15 protein-coding genes are annotated in these 14,407 nt (G+C 62.3%); 10 read left to right on the top strand and 5 right to left on the bottom strand.

Annotated elements, in window-relative coordinates; all coding sequences use genetic code 11:
- Positions 1 to 75 precede the first annotated feature (75 nt).
- The 5 genes from EPK99_RS11170 to EPK99_RS11150 all read left to right on the top strand — a co-directional run bounded on the left by EPK99_RS11170 (position 76) and on the right by EPK99_RS11150 (position 2,670).
- Positions 76 to 300: an aa3-type cytochrome c oxidase subunit IV gene (locus EPK99_RS11170; protein WP_128443094.1), complete on the top strand. Its 225-nt coding sequence runs from the start codon at positions 76 to 78 to the stop codon at positions 298 to 300.
- Between the two features lie 61 nt (positions 301 to 361).
- Entirely contained in the window at positions 362 to 592 is a 231-nt protein-coding gene (locus EPK99_RS11165) for an AbrB/MazE/SpoVT family DNA-binding domain-containing protein (RefSeq protein ID WP_128443093.1), read from the top strand.
- A complete protein-coding gene (locus EPK99_RS11160) occupies positions 582 to 986 on the top strand; it encodes a PIN domain-containing protein (RefSeq protein WP_128443092.1) in 405 nt (134 codons plus the stop codon). The genes EPK99_RS11165 and EPK99_RS11160 overlap by 11 nt, the downstream gene beginning before the upstream one ends.
- Positions 983 to 1,942: an acetylxylan esterase gene (locus tag EPK99_RS11155; protein ID WP_128443091.1), complete on the top strand. Its 960-nt coding sequence runs from the start codon at positions 983 to 985 to the stop codon at positions 1,940 to 1,942. The genes EPK99_RS11160 and EPK99_RS11155 overlap by 4 nt, the downstream gene beginning before the upstream one ends.
- On the top strand, positions 1,942 to 2,670 hold the full coding sequence (locus EPK99_RS11150; protein ID WP_128443090.1) for an esterase family protein: 729 nt from the start codon (positions 1,942 to 1,944) through the stop codon (positions 2,668 to 2,670). The genes EPK99_RS11155 and EPK99_RS11150 overlap by 1 nt, the downstream gene beginning before the upstream one ends.
- Here EPK99_RS11150 and EPK99_RS11145 read toward each other — a convergent pair.
- From EPK99_RS11145 to rpsU, 3 genes are all read right to left on the bottom strand, one after another.
- Positions 2,661 to 3,755, bottom strand: a complete 1,095-nt coding sequence (locus EPK99_RS11145; protein WP_128443089.1) for an NAD(P)/FAD-dependent oxidoreductase — start codon at positions 3,753 to 3,755, stop codon at positions 2,661 to 2,663. The genes EPK99_RS11150 and EPK99_RS11145 overlap by 10 nt on opposite strands.
- Before the next feature lie 127 nt (positions 3,756 to 3,882).
- Positions 3,883 to 4,773 carry a tetratricopeptide repeat protein gene (locus tag EPK99_RS11140; RefSeq protein WP_128443088.1) on the bottom strand — a complete coding sequence of 297 codons (891 nt, stop codon included), beginning with the start codon at positions 4,771 to 4,773 and terminating at the stop codon, positions 3,883 to 3,885.
- Between the two features lie 122 nt (positions 4,774 to 4,895).
- The gene (gene rpsU / locus EPK99_RS11135; protein WP_128443087.1) at positions 4,896 to 5,144 is read right to left on the bottom strand and encodes a 30S ribosomal protein S21; all 249 of its coding nucleotides are present in this window, start codon (positions 5,142 to 5,144) and stop codon (positions 4,896 to 4,898) included.
- 373 nt (positions 5,145 to 5,517) lie between these two features.
- Here rpsU and EPK99_RS11130 point away from each other — a divergent pair, with 373 nt between their 5' ends.
- The 5 genes from EPK99_RS11130 (at position 5,518) to EPK99_RS11110 (ending at position 11,792) form a co-directional block, all read left to right on the top strand.
- Complete coding sequence (locus EPK99_RS11130; protein WP_128443086.1) at positions 5,518 to 6,138, top strand: hypothetical protein; 621 nt, start codon at positions 5,518 to 5,520, stop codon at positions 6,136 to 6,138.
- Positions 6,139 to 6,400: 262 nt separating this feature from the next.
- Complete coding sequence (locus EPK99_RS11125) at positions 6,401 to 7,654, top strand: sarcosine oxidase subunit beta family protein (protein ID WP_128443085.1); 1,254 nt, start codon at positions 6,401 to 6,403, stop codon at positions 7,652 to 7,654.
- A 244-nt stretch (positions 7,655 to 7,898) separates the two neighbouring features.
- Positions 7,899 to 8,255, top strand: coding sequence for a sarcosine oxidase subunit delta (locus EPK99_RS11120; protein ID WP_128443084.1), 357 nt, complete (start codon positions 7,899 to 7,901; stop codon positions 8,253 to 8,255).
- The gene (locus EPK99_RS11115; RefSeq protein WP_128443083.1) at positions 8,252 to 11,230 is read left to right on the top strand and encodes a sarcosine oxidase subunit alpha; all 2,979 of its coding nucleotides are present in this window, start codon (positions 8,252 to 8,254) and stop codon (positions 11,228 to 11,230) included. The genes EPK99_RS11120 and EPK99_RS11115 overlap by 4 nt, the downstream gene beginning before the upstream one ends.
- A complete protein-coding gene (locus tag EPK99_RS11110; RefSeq protein WP_128443082.1) occupies positions 11,223 to 11,792 on the top strand; it encodes a sarcosine oxidase subunit gamma in 570 nt (189 codons plus the stop codon). The genes EPK99_RS11115 and EPK99_RS11110 overlap by 8 nt, the downstream gene beginning before the upstream one ends.
- On the opposite strand, the gene EPK99_RS11105 is transcribed toward EPK99_RS11110, so the two are convergent.
- A complete protein-coding gene (locus EPK99_RS11105) occupies positions 11,789 to 12,271 on the bottom strand; it encodes a MaoC family dehydratase (RefSeq protein ID WP_128443081.1) in 483 nt (160 codons plus the stop codon). The genes EPK99_RS11110 and EPK99_RS11105 overlap by 4 nt on opposite strands.
- Positions 12,272 to 12,344: 73 nt before the next feature.
- Complete coding sequence (glgX, locus tag EPK99_RS11100; protein WP_128443080.1) at positions 12,345 to 14,306, bottom strand: glycogen debranching protein GlgX; 1,962 nt, start codon at positions 14,304 to 14,306, stop codon at positions 12,345 to 12,347.
- Positions 14,307 to 14,407: the final 101 nt, after the last annotated feature.

The raw sequence follows: 14,407 nt of genomic DNA, 5'->3' as shown, positions 1-14,407 counted from the left end.
AGGGCTGGAGAGAGCGGATGTGCGGCCGGACGCCCTGATCAGGCGTGTGCCAGGATTTTTGTGAGGAGATGGACTATGGACAATCACCAGAGCGGGCCGGTGGAAACGGGAGCTCAGATGGACTATGCCGAACACGAGAAGACCTATGAAATGTTTCTCGCCGGTGCCAAATGGGGAACGATCCAGCTCGTAGCCCTGATGGTCGCCATGGCGGCAGGTTTCTTTGGCGGCGCCGGTCTTCTTGGCGGCCTCGTCATCTTCCTCGTTCTTGGTGCGGCCGGCGTTTTCCTTCTGCGCTGAGACGGTTGCAGGGGGCGTCGCCGCTAAGATATATTCTAATCTCTACCCAAGGAGGCGGCGCATGCAGGTTTCAAGGTGGGGCGATGGTCTGGCTGTCCGGCTACCTTCTTCTGTGGTCGAAGCCTTGGACTTGAAGGAAGGCGACGAGATCCAGATTCGTGCTGTCGATACACGCGAATTCGAGGTAATGCGCAAGCCCGGCCGGGAAGAGCTTCTCGAACGGTTGCGGAAATTCCGCGGCCGGCTACCCGAGGACTTCGTCTTCGACCGAGATGAGGCGAATGCCCGGTAACTTCTACGACACCAACATTCTTCTCTACCTCGCTTCAGGCGAGGTAGAGAAGGCGGAAGCGGCCGAAAAAGCTGTCAGTCTCGGCGGCACGATCAGCGTTCAGGTCCTGAACGAGTTCGCGCATGTAGCCAGGCGGAAGCTGCAATTTTCATGGGCGGAGACCCGCGATTTCCTGTCGACCGTGCAAGGACTGCTAACAGTCGTACCGTTGACCGTTACTCTTCATGAAAGAGGCCTGGAAATTGCGGAACGCTACGGCTTTTCAATTTATGATTCGATGATACTCGCCGCTTCTCTCGAAAGCGGCTGCGACGTGCTCTTCACCGAAGATCTTCAAGACGGCATGCAGATAGAAGGATTGTCCATAATTAATCCGCTGCGAAAGTCTTCATGACCATCCCGACCAAATATCCTTTCGACTTCGACCCGACCTATGGGTTGACGCTGGAGCAGTTGCGGTGCGTCGAGCCGCCGACGGCGCCGGCGGGTTTCGATGCCTTCTGGAAGGATAAATACGTCCGCGCGCTGACGGTCGATCCGCAGCCTTCGCTGAGAGAGAGCAAGCTCACCCATGCCAGATGGCAGGTGTTCGATATCAGCTACAGGTCCAGCGGCGGCTTTCCGATCGGCGGCTGGCTGCTTTTGCCCAAACGCGGCGAACTGAAGCGCGGTCTCGTCGTCGGCCACGGCTATGGCGGCCGGGATGCGCCGAATTTCGATCTTCCGGTGGAAGACACGGCCATCCTGTTTCCCTGCTTTCGCGGCATGTCACGCAGCGCCCGCCCACCGATATCCTCCGACCCTTCGTTTCATGTCCTGCACGATATCGACAAGCCGGAGCGCTACATCATCGGCGGCTGCGTCGAGGACCTGTGGATCGCCGTTACCGTTCTCTCGCTGCTCTATCCGCGCATTGCCGGGCATATCGGCTATAGCGGCATCAGTTTCGGCGGCGGTATCGGCGGGCTTGCCATCCCTTTCGACCTCCGCATCGACCGGGGGCACTTGTCGTTGCCGACCTTCGGAGCCCAGGACCTGCGGCTGAAATTGCCGAGCATCGGCAGTGCGCAGGCGGTGCAGCGCTACCAGGCAAAGTTCGGCAATGCGCTTCCGACGTTGCGCCTTCACGACGCGGCCGTCGCTGCCGGCAGGATCAGCGTGCCCATGCTGCTGAGCGTCGCCCTGTTCGATCCGGCTGTGGCGCCGCCCTGCCAGTTCGCCATCGCCAATGCGGTGCCATCACAATTTAACGAAAACTTCATCCTCGACGCCGGCCATTTCGATTATCCTGGCAGCGCTTCGCAAAATGCCCTGCTCAACAACAAGCTCCGAAAGTTCTTCAAGGCCTGATGAACCGCGAATATCATCGCTGGTACAGCCATCGGCTCCATCGCGAGATGGAATTGCTCGTCTTTGGCCATTCCGGTGCCAAGGTGCTGATGTTTCCGACGCGGGACGGCCGCTTCTTCGAGTATGAGCAGCTTGGCATCGTAGGGACCCTCAAGGACAAGATCGAGGCCGGACAGCTGCAGCTCTACTGCGTGGAGGGGCTGGCGAACGAGAGCTTCTACGGCTTCGGCAGCCATGCGGCAGCGCGGATCGCGCGGCATGCCGCGTTTGAGGATTACATCCTGAACGAAGTGCTGCCGCTGATGGCGCAGAAGAACGGCCATGATTGCACGATCGTTCAGGGTTGCAGCCTCGGCGCGTTCCAGGCCGCGAGCCTTGCCTTCCGCCACCCGCACCTGTTCCGCAAGCTGGTCGCCTTTTCCGGCCGCTACGACTTGACGCTCAACGTGGAATCCTTCGGCGATCTCTTCAACGGCTATTACGACGACAGCATCTATTTCCGCATGCCGTCGCACTTCCTGCCCAATCTGCAGGATGACTGGCGTCTAGACCGGCTGCGGCAGATGGAGATCGTGCTGACGGTCGGCGACGAGGATCCCTTCCTCGACAACAACCGTCATCTGAGCGCCATCCTGGCGGGTAAGGGCGTGCATCACCAGCTGCATGTCTGGCAGGGACGGGCGCACCGCGCCGGTGCCTGGCGGAAGATGGCGGCGCTCTATATCTGAGTGGGTGCAGAGGATTCTGATTGAGAGAAGCGCGACAGGCGATAAGGTGCCAGCAGCGGCTCCTCGGTTCCTTCCAGAATTTCGGCGGCAGCGAATGCCCCAAGCGCCGGGGCGAGCGTGATGCCGGAATGGGTGACGGCCAGATAAAGCCCGTCGATGCCGGGCACGTTGCCGACGATTGGGAAGCCGTCGCGTGGGGTGGGGCGGTAGCCGACGGTGAAGAAATCCATTTCCAGCTCGGCGCCACCCTTCACGAAGCGCTGCATCTTGGCAAAGAGCTCCTGTGCGGCGCGTTGCGGCTCAGCGCCCGGGTCCATGCCTCCGAAGTCGGTGCCGGCCACCAGCCGCCCTTCCGTCGTCTGGCGCAGATGGAGTTCCGGTGCGAGCAGCAGGCCATTCAGCATAGGCGGCACTGGCTTGGTATGCACCAGAAGCCCGGGCGGTGTCTCCAGCGGAACCTCGATGCCGATTGTCGCTGCAAGCGCCGCAGTCCCGGCGCCGGCGGCCAGCACGACATGCTCGGCCTGGAGTGTCTCACCGTCTGCCAGAACGATATCCATGCTACCCGGCCTTTTGCGAAGGCTGGTGACGTGGATGCCCTCGATCAGATCCAGTCCGCGACGACGCGCATCGGCAATCAAGGCATGTGTCGCAGCAAGCGGCTCCGCCACGCCCTCTTCGCGCACATTCAATGCAAAGGAAGGTACGGCCTCAAGAGCGGGTTCAAGCGTCGCGATCTCTGCGGAGTCGATCCTGCGGATGTCGTAGCCCCAGGCGGTGTGTTGATCGAGATAGGCGAGCAGCCGGTCGTCGGTCATGTCCCAGCAGATGCTGCCCTGCCAGGATAAGGGGATGTCGGGAACTGCGTCGGCCAGTCTGGTCCATTCGCGCATGGAGCAGGTGCGCAGCCTGAAATAGTCGAGGGGATTGCCCCAGCTGGCATTGATCCAGGCGAAGGAATTGGGTGTGGCGACGCCGCCGGGCGTCTCGCTGACGAGGCGCACACGGGCGCCCGCAACCGTCAAATGCCAGGCGATGGATGCACCGATAATGCCGCCGCCGATAACCGTGACCTGTTTGGCCATGCAGCCCATTCTCCTCTCGAACTGGCCTAAAGCCTATTTCAGGAGAGCAGGATCACGCAACACGTATGCAGGTAAATGCACGGCCTTTGCCGGTGGCAGTTTTGGTCTGCCGCCGGTGCTGTCGCTCTCAGGCGTTGCCGCGGGTTCTCGCGGAGCCGTCCTGGGCCGGCTTGTATTGGGGGTCAAGGCGCACGGCATGCGAGAAGGAGCGATAGGCGCGGGCACGGTCGCCGCGTGCTTCGTAAACCAGCGCCTGGTTGGTCCAGGACTCGGCCAGCTTGTCGTTCAGCTCGATCGCGTGGTTGAAGTCGGCGAAGGCATTGTCCAGATCGTTCATCGCCAGGTAGGACACGCCGCGGCCGTTATAGGGCTCGGCCGAATTGGGCGAAAGCGAGATCGCCTTGGCGAAATCGTCGATTGCCTTGCCGTGGTCGCCGCGGGCCTGGTTGATCAGGCCGCGATTGTGCCAGGCACGGCCATCGGTCGTTCCAAGCTCGATGGCGCGGCTGAAGTCGTTGAAGGCTTCGTTCAGGCGACCCGCCTGGCGATAGATATTGCCGCGGCCGATATAGGCGACGTCGTAGTTGGGATTGATCTGCAGGGCGCGGTTGTAGTCATTGGCCGCATCAACGGGCTTGCCCATGTTGCGGTAGACGAGCGCGCGGTTGGCATAAGCCTGGTAGAATTGCGGATTGATCTGGATGGCGCGGCTGAAATCGTCCAACGCGCGTCGGAAGTCGCCGGCGCGGCCATACGCGGTGCCGCGGTTGTTATAGCCCTGCGGATCCTGCGGATTGGACTGGATGACGCTCGACAGGGAGGAGATGTTTTCTTCGCTACCCTGGGCACGGTCCACGGTGATCATGTCGTTGGTCGTGCTGGTCGTGGAGCAGCCGGCAAGCGCAGCGAGGCCGATCAGGGCAAAGGGGAGAAGAGCTTTTCCAACGGGGCGGGAAACGGCTGGGGCTGGGCCGGAAATTCGGCTTCCATCTTTCAGAACGGCAGTCGTGGCGGCCATCAGGCGCGTTTCCTCATGTGGAGCAGGGGAGCGATCTTTGGGGTCCGGATCAAATCAAAAAAGCGGCGGCGCTCGTGTCGCCCCCGCCTATAAGCACATGAAAACGTCCAAAAAACGGCCGATCAACGAGCCGGGCGTGCGGCAACCGCGGGACGGGGCGTTGCCGGCAGAAGGCCTTCGCGCTGCATGCGCTTGCGTGCCAGCTTGCGGACGCGGCGAACTGCCTCGGCCTTTTCGCGGACGCGCTTCTCAGAAGGCTTTTCGTAGAAATCGCGCATCTTCATTTCACGGAAAATGCCTTCGCGCTGCATCTTCTTCTTGAGAGCGCGGAGAGCCTGATCGACGTTGTTGTCGCGGACAAGTACCTGCACGTGAATCCCGTTCCTTCGGTTGGTGCTCGCCTGGATCGGTACGATTCGAGGCGAAATAAAACATCCGCACGGCCTTGGGCCTGAGCGATTTGCGACGCGACATAGCAGGGAGCGCGGTCAAAGTCCAGACGCTTCCTGATGCTGATCCGAAAAAGAAAGACAAGGTGCTGGTCCGGGCTGAGCCAGCTCCAAATGCGGCTCCGGTAAAGGCCGGATATCTCCGTATGATTGCTGGAGAAAATTTATAAACCCAATGGTTGCAATGCCCCCCGACTTGAGGCAGATTAGTTCTGCGCGGGGGCGCCTCCCAATCTGCATGGCAGTCATTTTCACCATGAAGGAAACCGGCCGTGGCCGGTCGAGGGGCGTAAGCATGTTCAAACATCTGTTAACTGCGCTGCTGGCGCTTGGTCTTGCAGGGTGTACGTCGCCGAATGCCGATGTCAAATCGGTTCAGTTCGGTCAGTCGGTGGGTATCGTCAGCGGCGCCAATCTGCGGCTTGTCACCGAGAGATCGAGGGGCGTCGGCTACCCGAAGGTCGTGTGCACCGAGCCGAGCCCCGATTATGCCGCCGCGTTCAACAACACGCGGAAGGTGACCGTCGTTGCGCCGAGCGATGCGGGTGAGCGCAAGTTCGAGGGTGATCTGTCGTCTGCGGAAACCCTGACCGCGGGCGCGGGCCGTGAAGCAGCCGTGCTCGCCTTGAGAGACGGTCTCTATACCGCCTGCCAAAGCTATGCCAACGGGGTGATCGGGCAGGATGCCTATGCCATCATCCTCAGCCAGTATGGCAACCTGCTGGTGGCCCTGGTTGGCAAAAGCGGGGCAGCTGACAAGACGCCCGCCAAGCCCGGTGAAGGTGCCTTCGCCGCGCTTGTCGTCGCCTGCATCAGCAGCCACGATCAGTCTCGATCTCGGTATGGCCAAAATGCGATGCTCAATCCTGTGTTCTGCTCGCGGGTGCTGCAGCGCGCACTGGCCCGCGCTGGCTGAACATGCCTCTGTCTTGGAAGGCTGCTCCTCAAGGTCTGTCTGAAACTTGAGAGTGCATCACGAATGACAAGCCTGGCGGCAGCTCTTTGGCCGCCAATCTTGTGCGTGTCGAAACAATCTTCGGATGCGTCGCAAAACAGCTATTGTGGCGCATATTGATTTGCGATGGGTATGGCTCTACCGAAAGGTATGGCCTTGGGGCCAGCGCAGAGTTTCGACGACGGGCAGGCCGAACGGGCCTGATCAAGGAGCAGAAGGCGCAATGCGCAAATATTCGGTTTTTGCCATCGCTCGCGAGGCCATGCGCGCCCACAAGGGCTGGGACGCACAGTGGATTTCACCGGAACCACGGTCCAGTTACGACGTGATCATCATTGGTGCGGGCGGGCACGGCCTGGGTGCCGCCTATTATCTCGCCAAGGAGCACGGCATCACCAATATCGCGGTGATCGAAAAAGGCTGGCTCGGCGGCGGCAATACCGGGCGCAACACCACCATCATCCGCTCCAACTATCTCTATGAAGAGAGCATGGACATCTACGAGCATTCCCTGAAGCTATGGGAAGGCTTGAGCCAGGATCTCAACTACAATGTCATGTATTCGCCGCGCGGCGTGATGATGCTGTCGCACAACACCCATGACATGCAGAGCTTCAAGCGTCACATCAATGCCAATCGTCTCTATGGCATCGACAACGAATGGCTGACGCCGGAGCAGGCCAGGGCCTTCTGTCCGCCGCTCGATATTGCCAAGACCGCCCGCTATCCGATCAATGGCGCTGCTCTGCAGCGACGCGGCGGTACGGCCCGCCACGATGCGGTGGCCTGGGGCTATGCCCGCGCGGCGTCTGACCGCGGCGTCCACATCATCCAGAATTGCGAAGTAACCGGCATCCGCCGTGGTCCGAACGGCGAGGTCCAGGGCGTCGAGACGTCCAAGGGCTTCATCGGCGCCCGGAAGATCGGCGTTTCGGCTGCCGGTCACTCCTCGGTCGTCATGGAAATGGCAGGCGTGCGGGTGCCGCTGCATTCCAACCCGCTGCAGGCCCTCGTGTCCGAGCCGCTGAAGCCCATTTTCCCCTGCGTCGTCATGTCCAACACGGTGCATGCCTACATCTCGCAGTCCGACAAGGGTGAGCTCGTCATCGGTGCCGGCACGGACCAGTACAATTCCTATTCCCAGACCGGCGGGCTGCAGATCATCACCCACACGCTGGACGCGATCTGCGAGCTTTTCCCGATCTTCCGCCGCGTCAAGATGATGCGCCAGTGGGGCGGCATCACCGACAACACGCCGGATCGTTCGCCGATCCAGGGCGTGACGCCGGTGCCGGGCCTGTTCGTCAATTGCGGCTGGGGCACAGGCGGCTTCAAGGCGACGCCGGGTTCTGCCAATCTGTTTGCACATCTGATCGCCAAGGGCGAGCCGCACCGGCTGGCTGCCGGCCTCAACCTCGACCGGTTCCGCACCGGCCGGCTGATCGACGAAGCGGCAGCCGCCGCCGTGGCGCATTGATGGGTGACGGTTTGGACATGTGCGGGGAGGCGGAATGGGATCCCTCTTCTCCCCAGCGGGGAGAAGGTGGCGGCAGCCGGATGAGGGGGCCTTCACGGCAAGCTCCTCTTTTGCGTTTCGCTCGGGCGCTTGCTCCTTTCGTTACTCACCCCCTCATCCGCCCTTCGGGCACCTTCTCCCCGCTGGGGAGAAGAAGGAGTGTGCCTCTCGCTTTGACACCGATCCTCTGTGCCGGGAGTTTTTCATGCTGCTGATCCATTGCCCCTATTGCGAGGAAGATCGCTCCGAGCTGGAGTTCCGCTGGGCGGGCGAAGCGCATATCGCGCGGCCGGAGAACATATCGGCCATCACCGACGAGGAATTCGCCGAATATTTCTTCCTGCGCAACAACGAAAAAGGCCTTACCTATGAGCGGTGGCGGCATATCCACGGCTGCGGCCGCTTCTTCAATGCGGCCCGCGACACAGTGAGCGACAGGTTCCTGATGACTTACAAGGCAGGGCTTGCCAGGCAGCCCGTCCCAACGGCGGAAGAAGCAGCGGCGATCATAGAAGACAAGACCGTCGAGACCTGGGAAGCAGTGGAAGGAGACGCAAGATGAGCGCCTCCCCCGACAAGACCGGCGCCTTCCGCATCAAGGGCGTAGGCCGCCATACGCCGGCCCGCACGGCGCGCTTCACCTTCGACGGCAAGAGCTATACGGCGCTCGAGGGCGATACGGTTGCATCTGCACTTCTGGCGCACGGGGTGCATCTGCTCGGCCGCTCATTCAAGTATCACCGCCCGCGCGGCATTCTGACCGCTGGCCCGGAAGAGCCGAATGCGCTGCTGGACGTATCGCGCGATAGCGCACGCCGGCAGCCGAACGTGCGCGCCACGGTGCAGGAAGTGTTCGACGGGGCAAAGATCGCCTCGCAGAACCGCTGGCCGTCTCTATCCTTCGATGTCGGCGCCTTCAATGACGTGCTGTCGCCGTTCTTCGCGGCGGGCTTCTACTACAAGACCTTCATGTGGCCGAGGGAAGCCTGGGCCAAGCTCTATGAGCCGATCATTCGCCGTGCAGCCGGCCTCGGCGAGGCGCCGAAGGAAGAAGATCCGGACCATTACGCCAACCGGTTCGCCCATTGCGACGTGCTGATCGCCGGTGCCGGTATTGCGGGCCTCACGGCTGCGCTGTCTGCCGCCTCCACAGGCCAGACGGTGTTCCTGGTAGACGAGCAGCCCGAAGTCGGCGGCGCTCTTCACTTCGACACATCGACCATGATCGACGGCCAGAACGGCTATGACTGGGCGCAAGACGCGGCCGCCAGGCTGAAGGCGATGCCGAATGTGACGGTGCTGAACCGCACCACGGTATTCGGCTATTACAACCATGGCTTCCTGGGACTTGCCGAGCGTGTCACCGACCATGTCGTCCGTCCGGCCAAGGACCTGCCCCGCGAGCGTCTATGGCAGGTGCGCGCCAAGAAGGTTGTCCTCGCCACCGGCGCCATCGAGCGGCACATGGTATTTGCCAACAACGACCGGCCGGGAATCATGCTGGCTTCTGCGGCGCGCAGCTTCCTCAACCATCACGGGGTCTCCGTCGGCCACAATGTCGGCGTCTACACGGCGCATGACAGCGCCTACGAGGCGGCCTTCGATCTGCATCGTGCCGGCGTCACCATTGCCGCGATCGTGGACTGCCGGGCCGATCCGGGCGAGGCTGTAGTGGCGCAGGCCCGCGCGCTCGGCGTCGACGTTCTGACCGGCCATTCGGTCACCGACACATCGGGTCGGCTGCGGATCAGCTCGATGACGGTGGTGCGCAATGGCGGCGGCAATGCCCGCAAGATCAAGGTGGATGCGCTGATTGTCTCGGCAGGCTGGACGCCGTCCGTGCATCTGTTCTCGCAGTCGCGCGGCAAGCTGCGCTTCGACGAGGCGAACCAACGGTTCCTGCCGGACATTTACGCGCAGAACTGCATCTCGGTCGGCGCCTGCAACGGCACCGACGATATCGCCGACCTCGTAGACGAGGCGATTGCCGCGGGCGGGGGATCGGCCGTAGTCTCGGCCGAGAACCGCTTCGAGTGGACTGGCGGGATGATCGGCGCTGCGGAAGGCGCCGGGCCGGATACGGTGGTCAAGGCTTTCGTGGACTTTCAGCATGACGTGACGGCCAAGGATATTCGGCTTGCGGTGCGCGAAGGCATGCACTCGATCGAGCACATCAAGCGTTTTACCACCAATGGCATGGCGTCGGACCAGGGCAAGCTCTCCAACATGCACGGCCTGGCGATTGCCGCCGAAATGCTGGGGCGGCCGATCCCGCAAGTGGGCCTCACCACCTTCCGTGCACCCTATACGCCCGTCACCTACGGAACGCTGATCGCGCATTCCCGCGCCGAGCTGTTCGATCCCACCCGCAAGACGCCGATGCACGCGCTGGAAGCGGCTGCGGGCGCCGAGTTCGAGGATGTCGGCAACTGGAAGCGCGCCTGGTATTTTCCCAAGCGCGGTGAGGATATGCATGTCGCCGTCAACCGCGAATGCCGCACGGTGCGTGACATCGGCGGCGTGTTCGACGCATCGACGCTCGGCAAGATCGAGGTGGTCGGGCCGGATGCGGCGCAGTTCCTCAACCTGCTCTACACGAATGCGTGGGATACGCTGAAGCCCGGCAAGTGCCGCTATGGCATCATGACCCGCGAAGACGGCTTCATCTATGACGACGGCGTCGTCGGGCGTCTGGCGGAAGACCGTTTCCACGTGACGACGACGACTGGCGGCGCGCCGCGTGTGCTGCATCACATGGAAGATTACCTGCAGACCGAGTTCCCGCATCTGAAGGTGTGGCTCACCTCCACCACCGAACAATGGGCGGTGATCGCCGTGCAGGGTCCGAAAGCGCGGGAGATCATCCAGCCCTTCGTGGAAGGCGTCGATCTCTCCAACGAGGCTTTCCCGCATATGAGCGTTGCCGAATGCACGGTGACGGGCGTGCCGGCGCGGCTCTTCCGCGTGTCTTTCACTGGTGAACTGGGCTTCGAGGTCAACGTGCCGGCCGATTTCGGTGCAGCCGTCTGGAAGGCGATCTGGGAGCGGGCGGAAGGCCTCGGCGCCTGCCTCTATGGCACGGAGTCGATGCACGTGCTGCGTGCCGAGAAAGGCTATCTCATCGTCGGCCAGGATACGGACGGCACGGTGACCCCCGATGATGCCGGATATGGCTGGGCGGTGTCGAAGAAGAAGACGGATTTCGTCGGCATTCGCGGGCTGAAGCGGCCGGATCTGGTGCGCGAAGGCCGCAAGCAGCTGGTTGGCCTTCTTACAAGAGACCCCGGCGACGTGCTGGAGGAGGGCGCGCAGATCGTCGCCGATCCGAACCAGCCGAAACCCATGACCATGCTCGGCCATGTCACTTCGTCCTACTGGTCGGAAAACTGCGACCGGTCCATCGCCATCGCGCTGGTGGCCGGCGGCAGGGCCAAGGCGGGCGAAACCCTTTATGTGCCGATGAGTGACAGGACGATTGCCGTCGAAGTGACCGACATGGTGTTCTTCGACAAGGAAGGAGGCCGCATTCATGGTTGATTCTGGGGCCGATCTGGCAAGCCGCACGCTGCCGCTGGCCGGCGCGCATGGCGGTTCATCCGTGGTGCTGCTGGAGCCGGCGGGGCCTGCCGAGCGGATTTCGCTTCGGGCGCGCGCCGAGGATGTCGCGGCACTTTCCAACGCCATCGGGCTGGACCTTCCGGTCAGGCCGAAGACATCCGCCTCCGGCAATGGCCGCACTGCGCTCTGGCTCGGTCCGGACGAATGGCTGGTCATCGGCGAGGCCGGGTTGGTTCAGGCGGCCGCCAGTTCCGGCGCGCTGCATTCGGCGACCGATGTATCCCACCGCAACACGGCCATCCTTGTTTCGGGTCCGGGTGCGGCTGCCGCCATCAATAGCGGCTGCCCGCTCGACCTGTCGCTGGCCGCCTTCCCGGTCGCCGCCTGCACGCGAACCCTGCTGGGCAAGGTGGAGATCGTGCTGCTGCGGACGGCGGAAGATGCCTTCCGTGTCGAAGTCTGGCGGTCCTTTTCGGGCTATGCCTTCGGGCTGCTCGGCGAAGGCGCCAGGGATGCCGCGCTTAACCCTGAACCGCTCTAAACACCTTCAGGGCGATCCTTCGGGTCGAACTGGACGATGGTGATCCAGGAAGCGGTGAGCGCCGGCTTGCGCTCGTTCTCGATCTCGACGGCCACATCATAGGTGGTCATCAGCATGCCGGCCCCGCGGAACCGACAGTCCGCGAGCGTGAAGCGACCGCGCACGCGGCTGCCGCTCCTGACCGGAGACACGAAACGGATACGATCGAAGCCGTAATTGATGCCGACTGTCTGCTCGCGGATCTTCGGTATGCTTTCGAAATTCATCGCCGAGAGCAGCGACAGCGTCAGAAAGCCATGGGCGATGGTTCCGCCAAACGGGCTTTCGGCGGCGCGCACTGGATCGACATGAATAAACTGGTGATCCTGCGTGGCGTCGGCAAAGAGATCGATCATGGTCTGGTCGACGGTAATCCAGTCGGACACGCCCACTTCCTGACCCAGTAGCCCCGGCATTTCCGCCAGCGAAATCTCACGCATGCGACGCTTGTCCCTTTATCGTAGGCGCGACATTACAAAGTTTCGCCGTCCCGGCGATAGTCTTCATTGTCGATCAGCCTTCAAGGCAAAAGCAGACGGAGCGCTGCGGCAGAGCCCCTTGCCATGCGGTGTCCGAGAGCAGTTCGGCCCATGACCCGCCGGGCAGTGTGAACGCTATCTCGGCATGGCTGCGATTGAAGAGGATGGCGAGCCGCGCCTCTCTTTCCGAGTCGCGATCGAGGGTCTTGAGGATCATGCCGATCACCGGATTTCCGGGATTTTCCCAGTCGCTCACCTGCATCGGCTGCCCGGAAGCGGCGATCCATTCCACATCGCCTTCGCCGGTAAAGAAGCGGGGATCGGAAAGGACGGAAAACCGGTTGCGGATGGCTGCGAGCGCGCGGGTGTGCTCCAGCAGGTCCTGATCCAGCTTCCACCAGTCGAGCCAGGTGATCCCGTTGTCCTGAGCATAGGCATTGTTGTTGCCGCCTTGAGACCGGCCGCCCTCGTCGCCCATGGTCAGCATGATCACGCCCTTCGTGGCGAACAGGGTCGAAAGCAGCGCGGCAACGTCCCGGCGGCGGCTTTCGAGGATACCGGTATCGGTGGTCTCGCCCTCTACGCCATTGTTCCAGGAGAGGTTGTCGCCATGGCCGTCGCGGTTGTCTTCGCCGTTTGCCTCATTGTGCTTGTGCTCGTGCGACACGAGATCCATCAGCGTGAAGCCGTCATGGGCGGCCAGAAAATTGACGCTGCGGGTCGCCTGCCGGCCGTTGCGCGCGAAGATGTCGGAGGAGCCGGCAAGGCGTGTGGCGAAAGCGCCTGTCGTCCATTGATCGCCCCGCCAGTAGCGACGGATATCGTCGCGGGCGCGGTCGTTCCACTCCAGGAACGGCTCTGGGAAATTGCCGAGCTGGTAGCCGCCGGGGCCGATGTCCCAAGGTTCGGCGATCAGCAGGCGATCCTTCAGCACGTCGTCGGATATCATCGCCGTCAGCGTTTCGCCCGCGGCTTCGAAGCCGGTCGCGGTGCGGCCGATGATGGGCGCCAGATCGAAGCGGAAGCCGTCCACGCCCGCATGCAGCACGAAATGGCGAAGCGTCTCCAGGATCAGGCGGCGCACTTGCGGGTGATCGCAGGCAACCGTGTTGCCGGTGCCGGTATCGTTGACAAGGTGTCCGGGTTCGCCCGGCACATGGCGATAATAGGTGAGGTTGTCCAGCCCGCGCATGGAAAGCGTTGCGCCATGACGGTCGCTTTCGCCTGTGTGGTTGAAGACGAGGTCGAGGATCACGCCGATGCCGGCGTCGTGCAGTGCCGCCACGGTCTCGCGCAGTTCCCGGATTCCGCCGGGGCAGAGGCGTGGGTCGAGCGCCATGAAGGCGACGGGATTGTAGCCCCACGCATTTGTCAGGCCGAGCGGCGGCAAATGGCGTTCATCGATCCACGCGGTGATCGGCATCAGTTCCACCGCATCGACGCCGATACGCTTCAGGTGGCCGATGACGGCTGGATGAGCAAGTGCCGCGACCGTGCCACGCTGTTCTTCCGGCACATCCGGATGCAGCATGGTGAAGGGCTTGACGCCCACCTCGTAGATCACACCGCCGGGCGGCAGCATGGGCTTGCAGATCCGTGCCCGAACGGTCTCCGTGACGATCGCTTTCGGCACGAGGTCTGCGGTATCCACGCCCAGGGCTGAAAGCACTGGATCATAGACGAAGGGGCGGTCCAGTTCGCGGACATAGGGGTCGACCAGCAGCTTGGACGGATCGAACCACAGACCACGATCCGGGTCGTATGTACCGTGGGCGCGGAAGCCATAGCGCTGGCCGGGCTTGATCGATGGCAGTTCGATTCGGTGGATATGGTCGTCGCCGCACTGCATCGAATAGTCGGCGATCTGCTTCTTTCCGTTGGTATCGAAGAGGCAGAGATCGATCCGCTCGGCGTGAGCGGAGTAGACGGCGAACTCGGCGAGCTTTTCCGAGAGGGTAACGCCGAGAGGTGGATTAGTGGTCGGATTTTGCTTCATTCTCAAGCCTCGAGGCAACGCTTTGCTATTCTGCCTCTTCTCCCCAGCGGGGAGAAGTGCCGGAGCGTAGCGAGGCGATGAGGGGGTCTACAAATGCGCAA

The organism is Neorhizobium lilium (assembly GCF_004053875.1).
GTDB classification, from domain to species: Bacteria; Pseudomonadota; Alphaproteobacteria; order Rhizobiales; family Rhizobiaceae; genus Neorhizobium; species Neorhizobium lilii.
This window is presented reverse-complemented; position numbering and strand designations above follow the sequence as displayed.

Excerpts from the sequence above, each read along its gene's own strand:
- EPK99_RS11140 (WP_128443088.1), bottom strand. The coding sequence starts at position 4,773 with ATGGCCGCCACGACTGCCGTTCTGAAAGATGGAAGCCGAATTTCCGGC.
- EPK99_RS11160 (WP_128443092.1), top strand. The coding sequence starts at position 582 with ATGCCCGGTAACTTCTACGACACCAACATTCTTCTCTACCTCGCTTCA.
- glgX (WP_128443080.1), bottom strand. The coding sequence starts at position 14,306 with ATGAAGCAAAATCCGACCACTAATCCACCTCTCGGCGTTACCCTCTCG.
- EPK99_RS11110 (WP_128443082.1), top strand. The coding sequence starts at position 11,223 with ATGGTTGATTCTGGGGCCGATCTGGCAAGCCGCACGCTGCCGCTGGCC.
- EPK99_RS11155 (WP_128443091.1), top strand. The coding sequence starts at position 983 with ATGACCATCCCGACCAAATATCCTTTCGACTTCGACCCGACCTATGGG.
- EPK99_RS11150 (WP_128443090.1), top strand. The coding sequence starts at position 1,942 with ATGAACCGCGAATATCATCGCTGGTACAGCCATCGGCTCCATCGCGAG.
- EPK99_RS11170 (WP_128443094.1), top strand. The coding sequence starts at position 76 with ATGGACAATCACCAGAGCGGGCCGGTGGAAACGGGAGCTCAGATGGAC.
- EPK99_RS11120 (WP_128443084.1), top strand. The coding sequence starts at position 7,899 with ATGCTGCTGATCCATTGCCCCTATTGCGAGGAAGATCGCTCCGAGCTG.
- EPK99_RS11115 (WP_128443083.1), top strand. The coding sequence starts at position 8,252 with ATGAGCGCCTCCCCCGACAAGACCGGCGCCTTCCGCATCAAGGGCGTA.
- EPK99_RS11165 (WP_128443093.1), top strand. The coding sequence starts at position 362 with ATGCAGGTTTCAAGGTGGGGCGATGGTCTGGCTGTCCGGCTACCTTCT.
- EPK99_RS11145 (WP_128443089.1), bottom strand. The coding sequence starts at position 3,755 with ATGGCCAAACAGGTCACGGTTATCGGCGGCGGCATTATCGGTGCATCC.
- EPK99_RS11105 (WP_128443081.1), bottom strand. The coding sequence starts at position 12,271 with ATGCGTGAGATTTCGCTGGCGGAAATGCCGGGGCTACTGGGTCAGGAA.
- EPK99_RS11125 (WP_128443085.1), top strand. The coding sequence starts at position 6,401 with ATGCGCAAATATTCGGTTTTTGCCATCGCTCGCGAGGCCATGCGCGCC.
- EPK99_RS11130 (WP_128443086.1), top strand. The coding sequence starts at position 5,518 with ATGTTCAAACATCTGTTAACTGCGCTGCTGGCGCTTGGTCTTGCAGGG.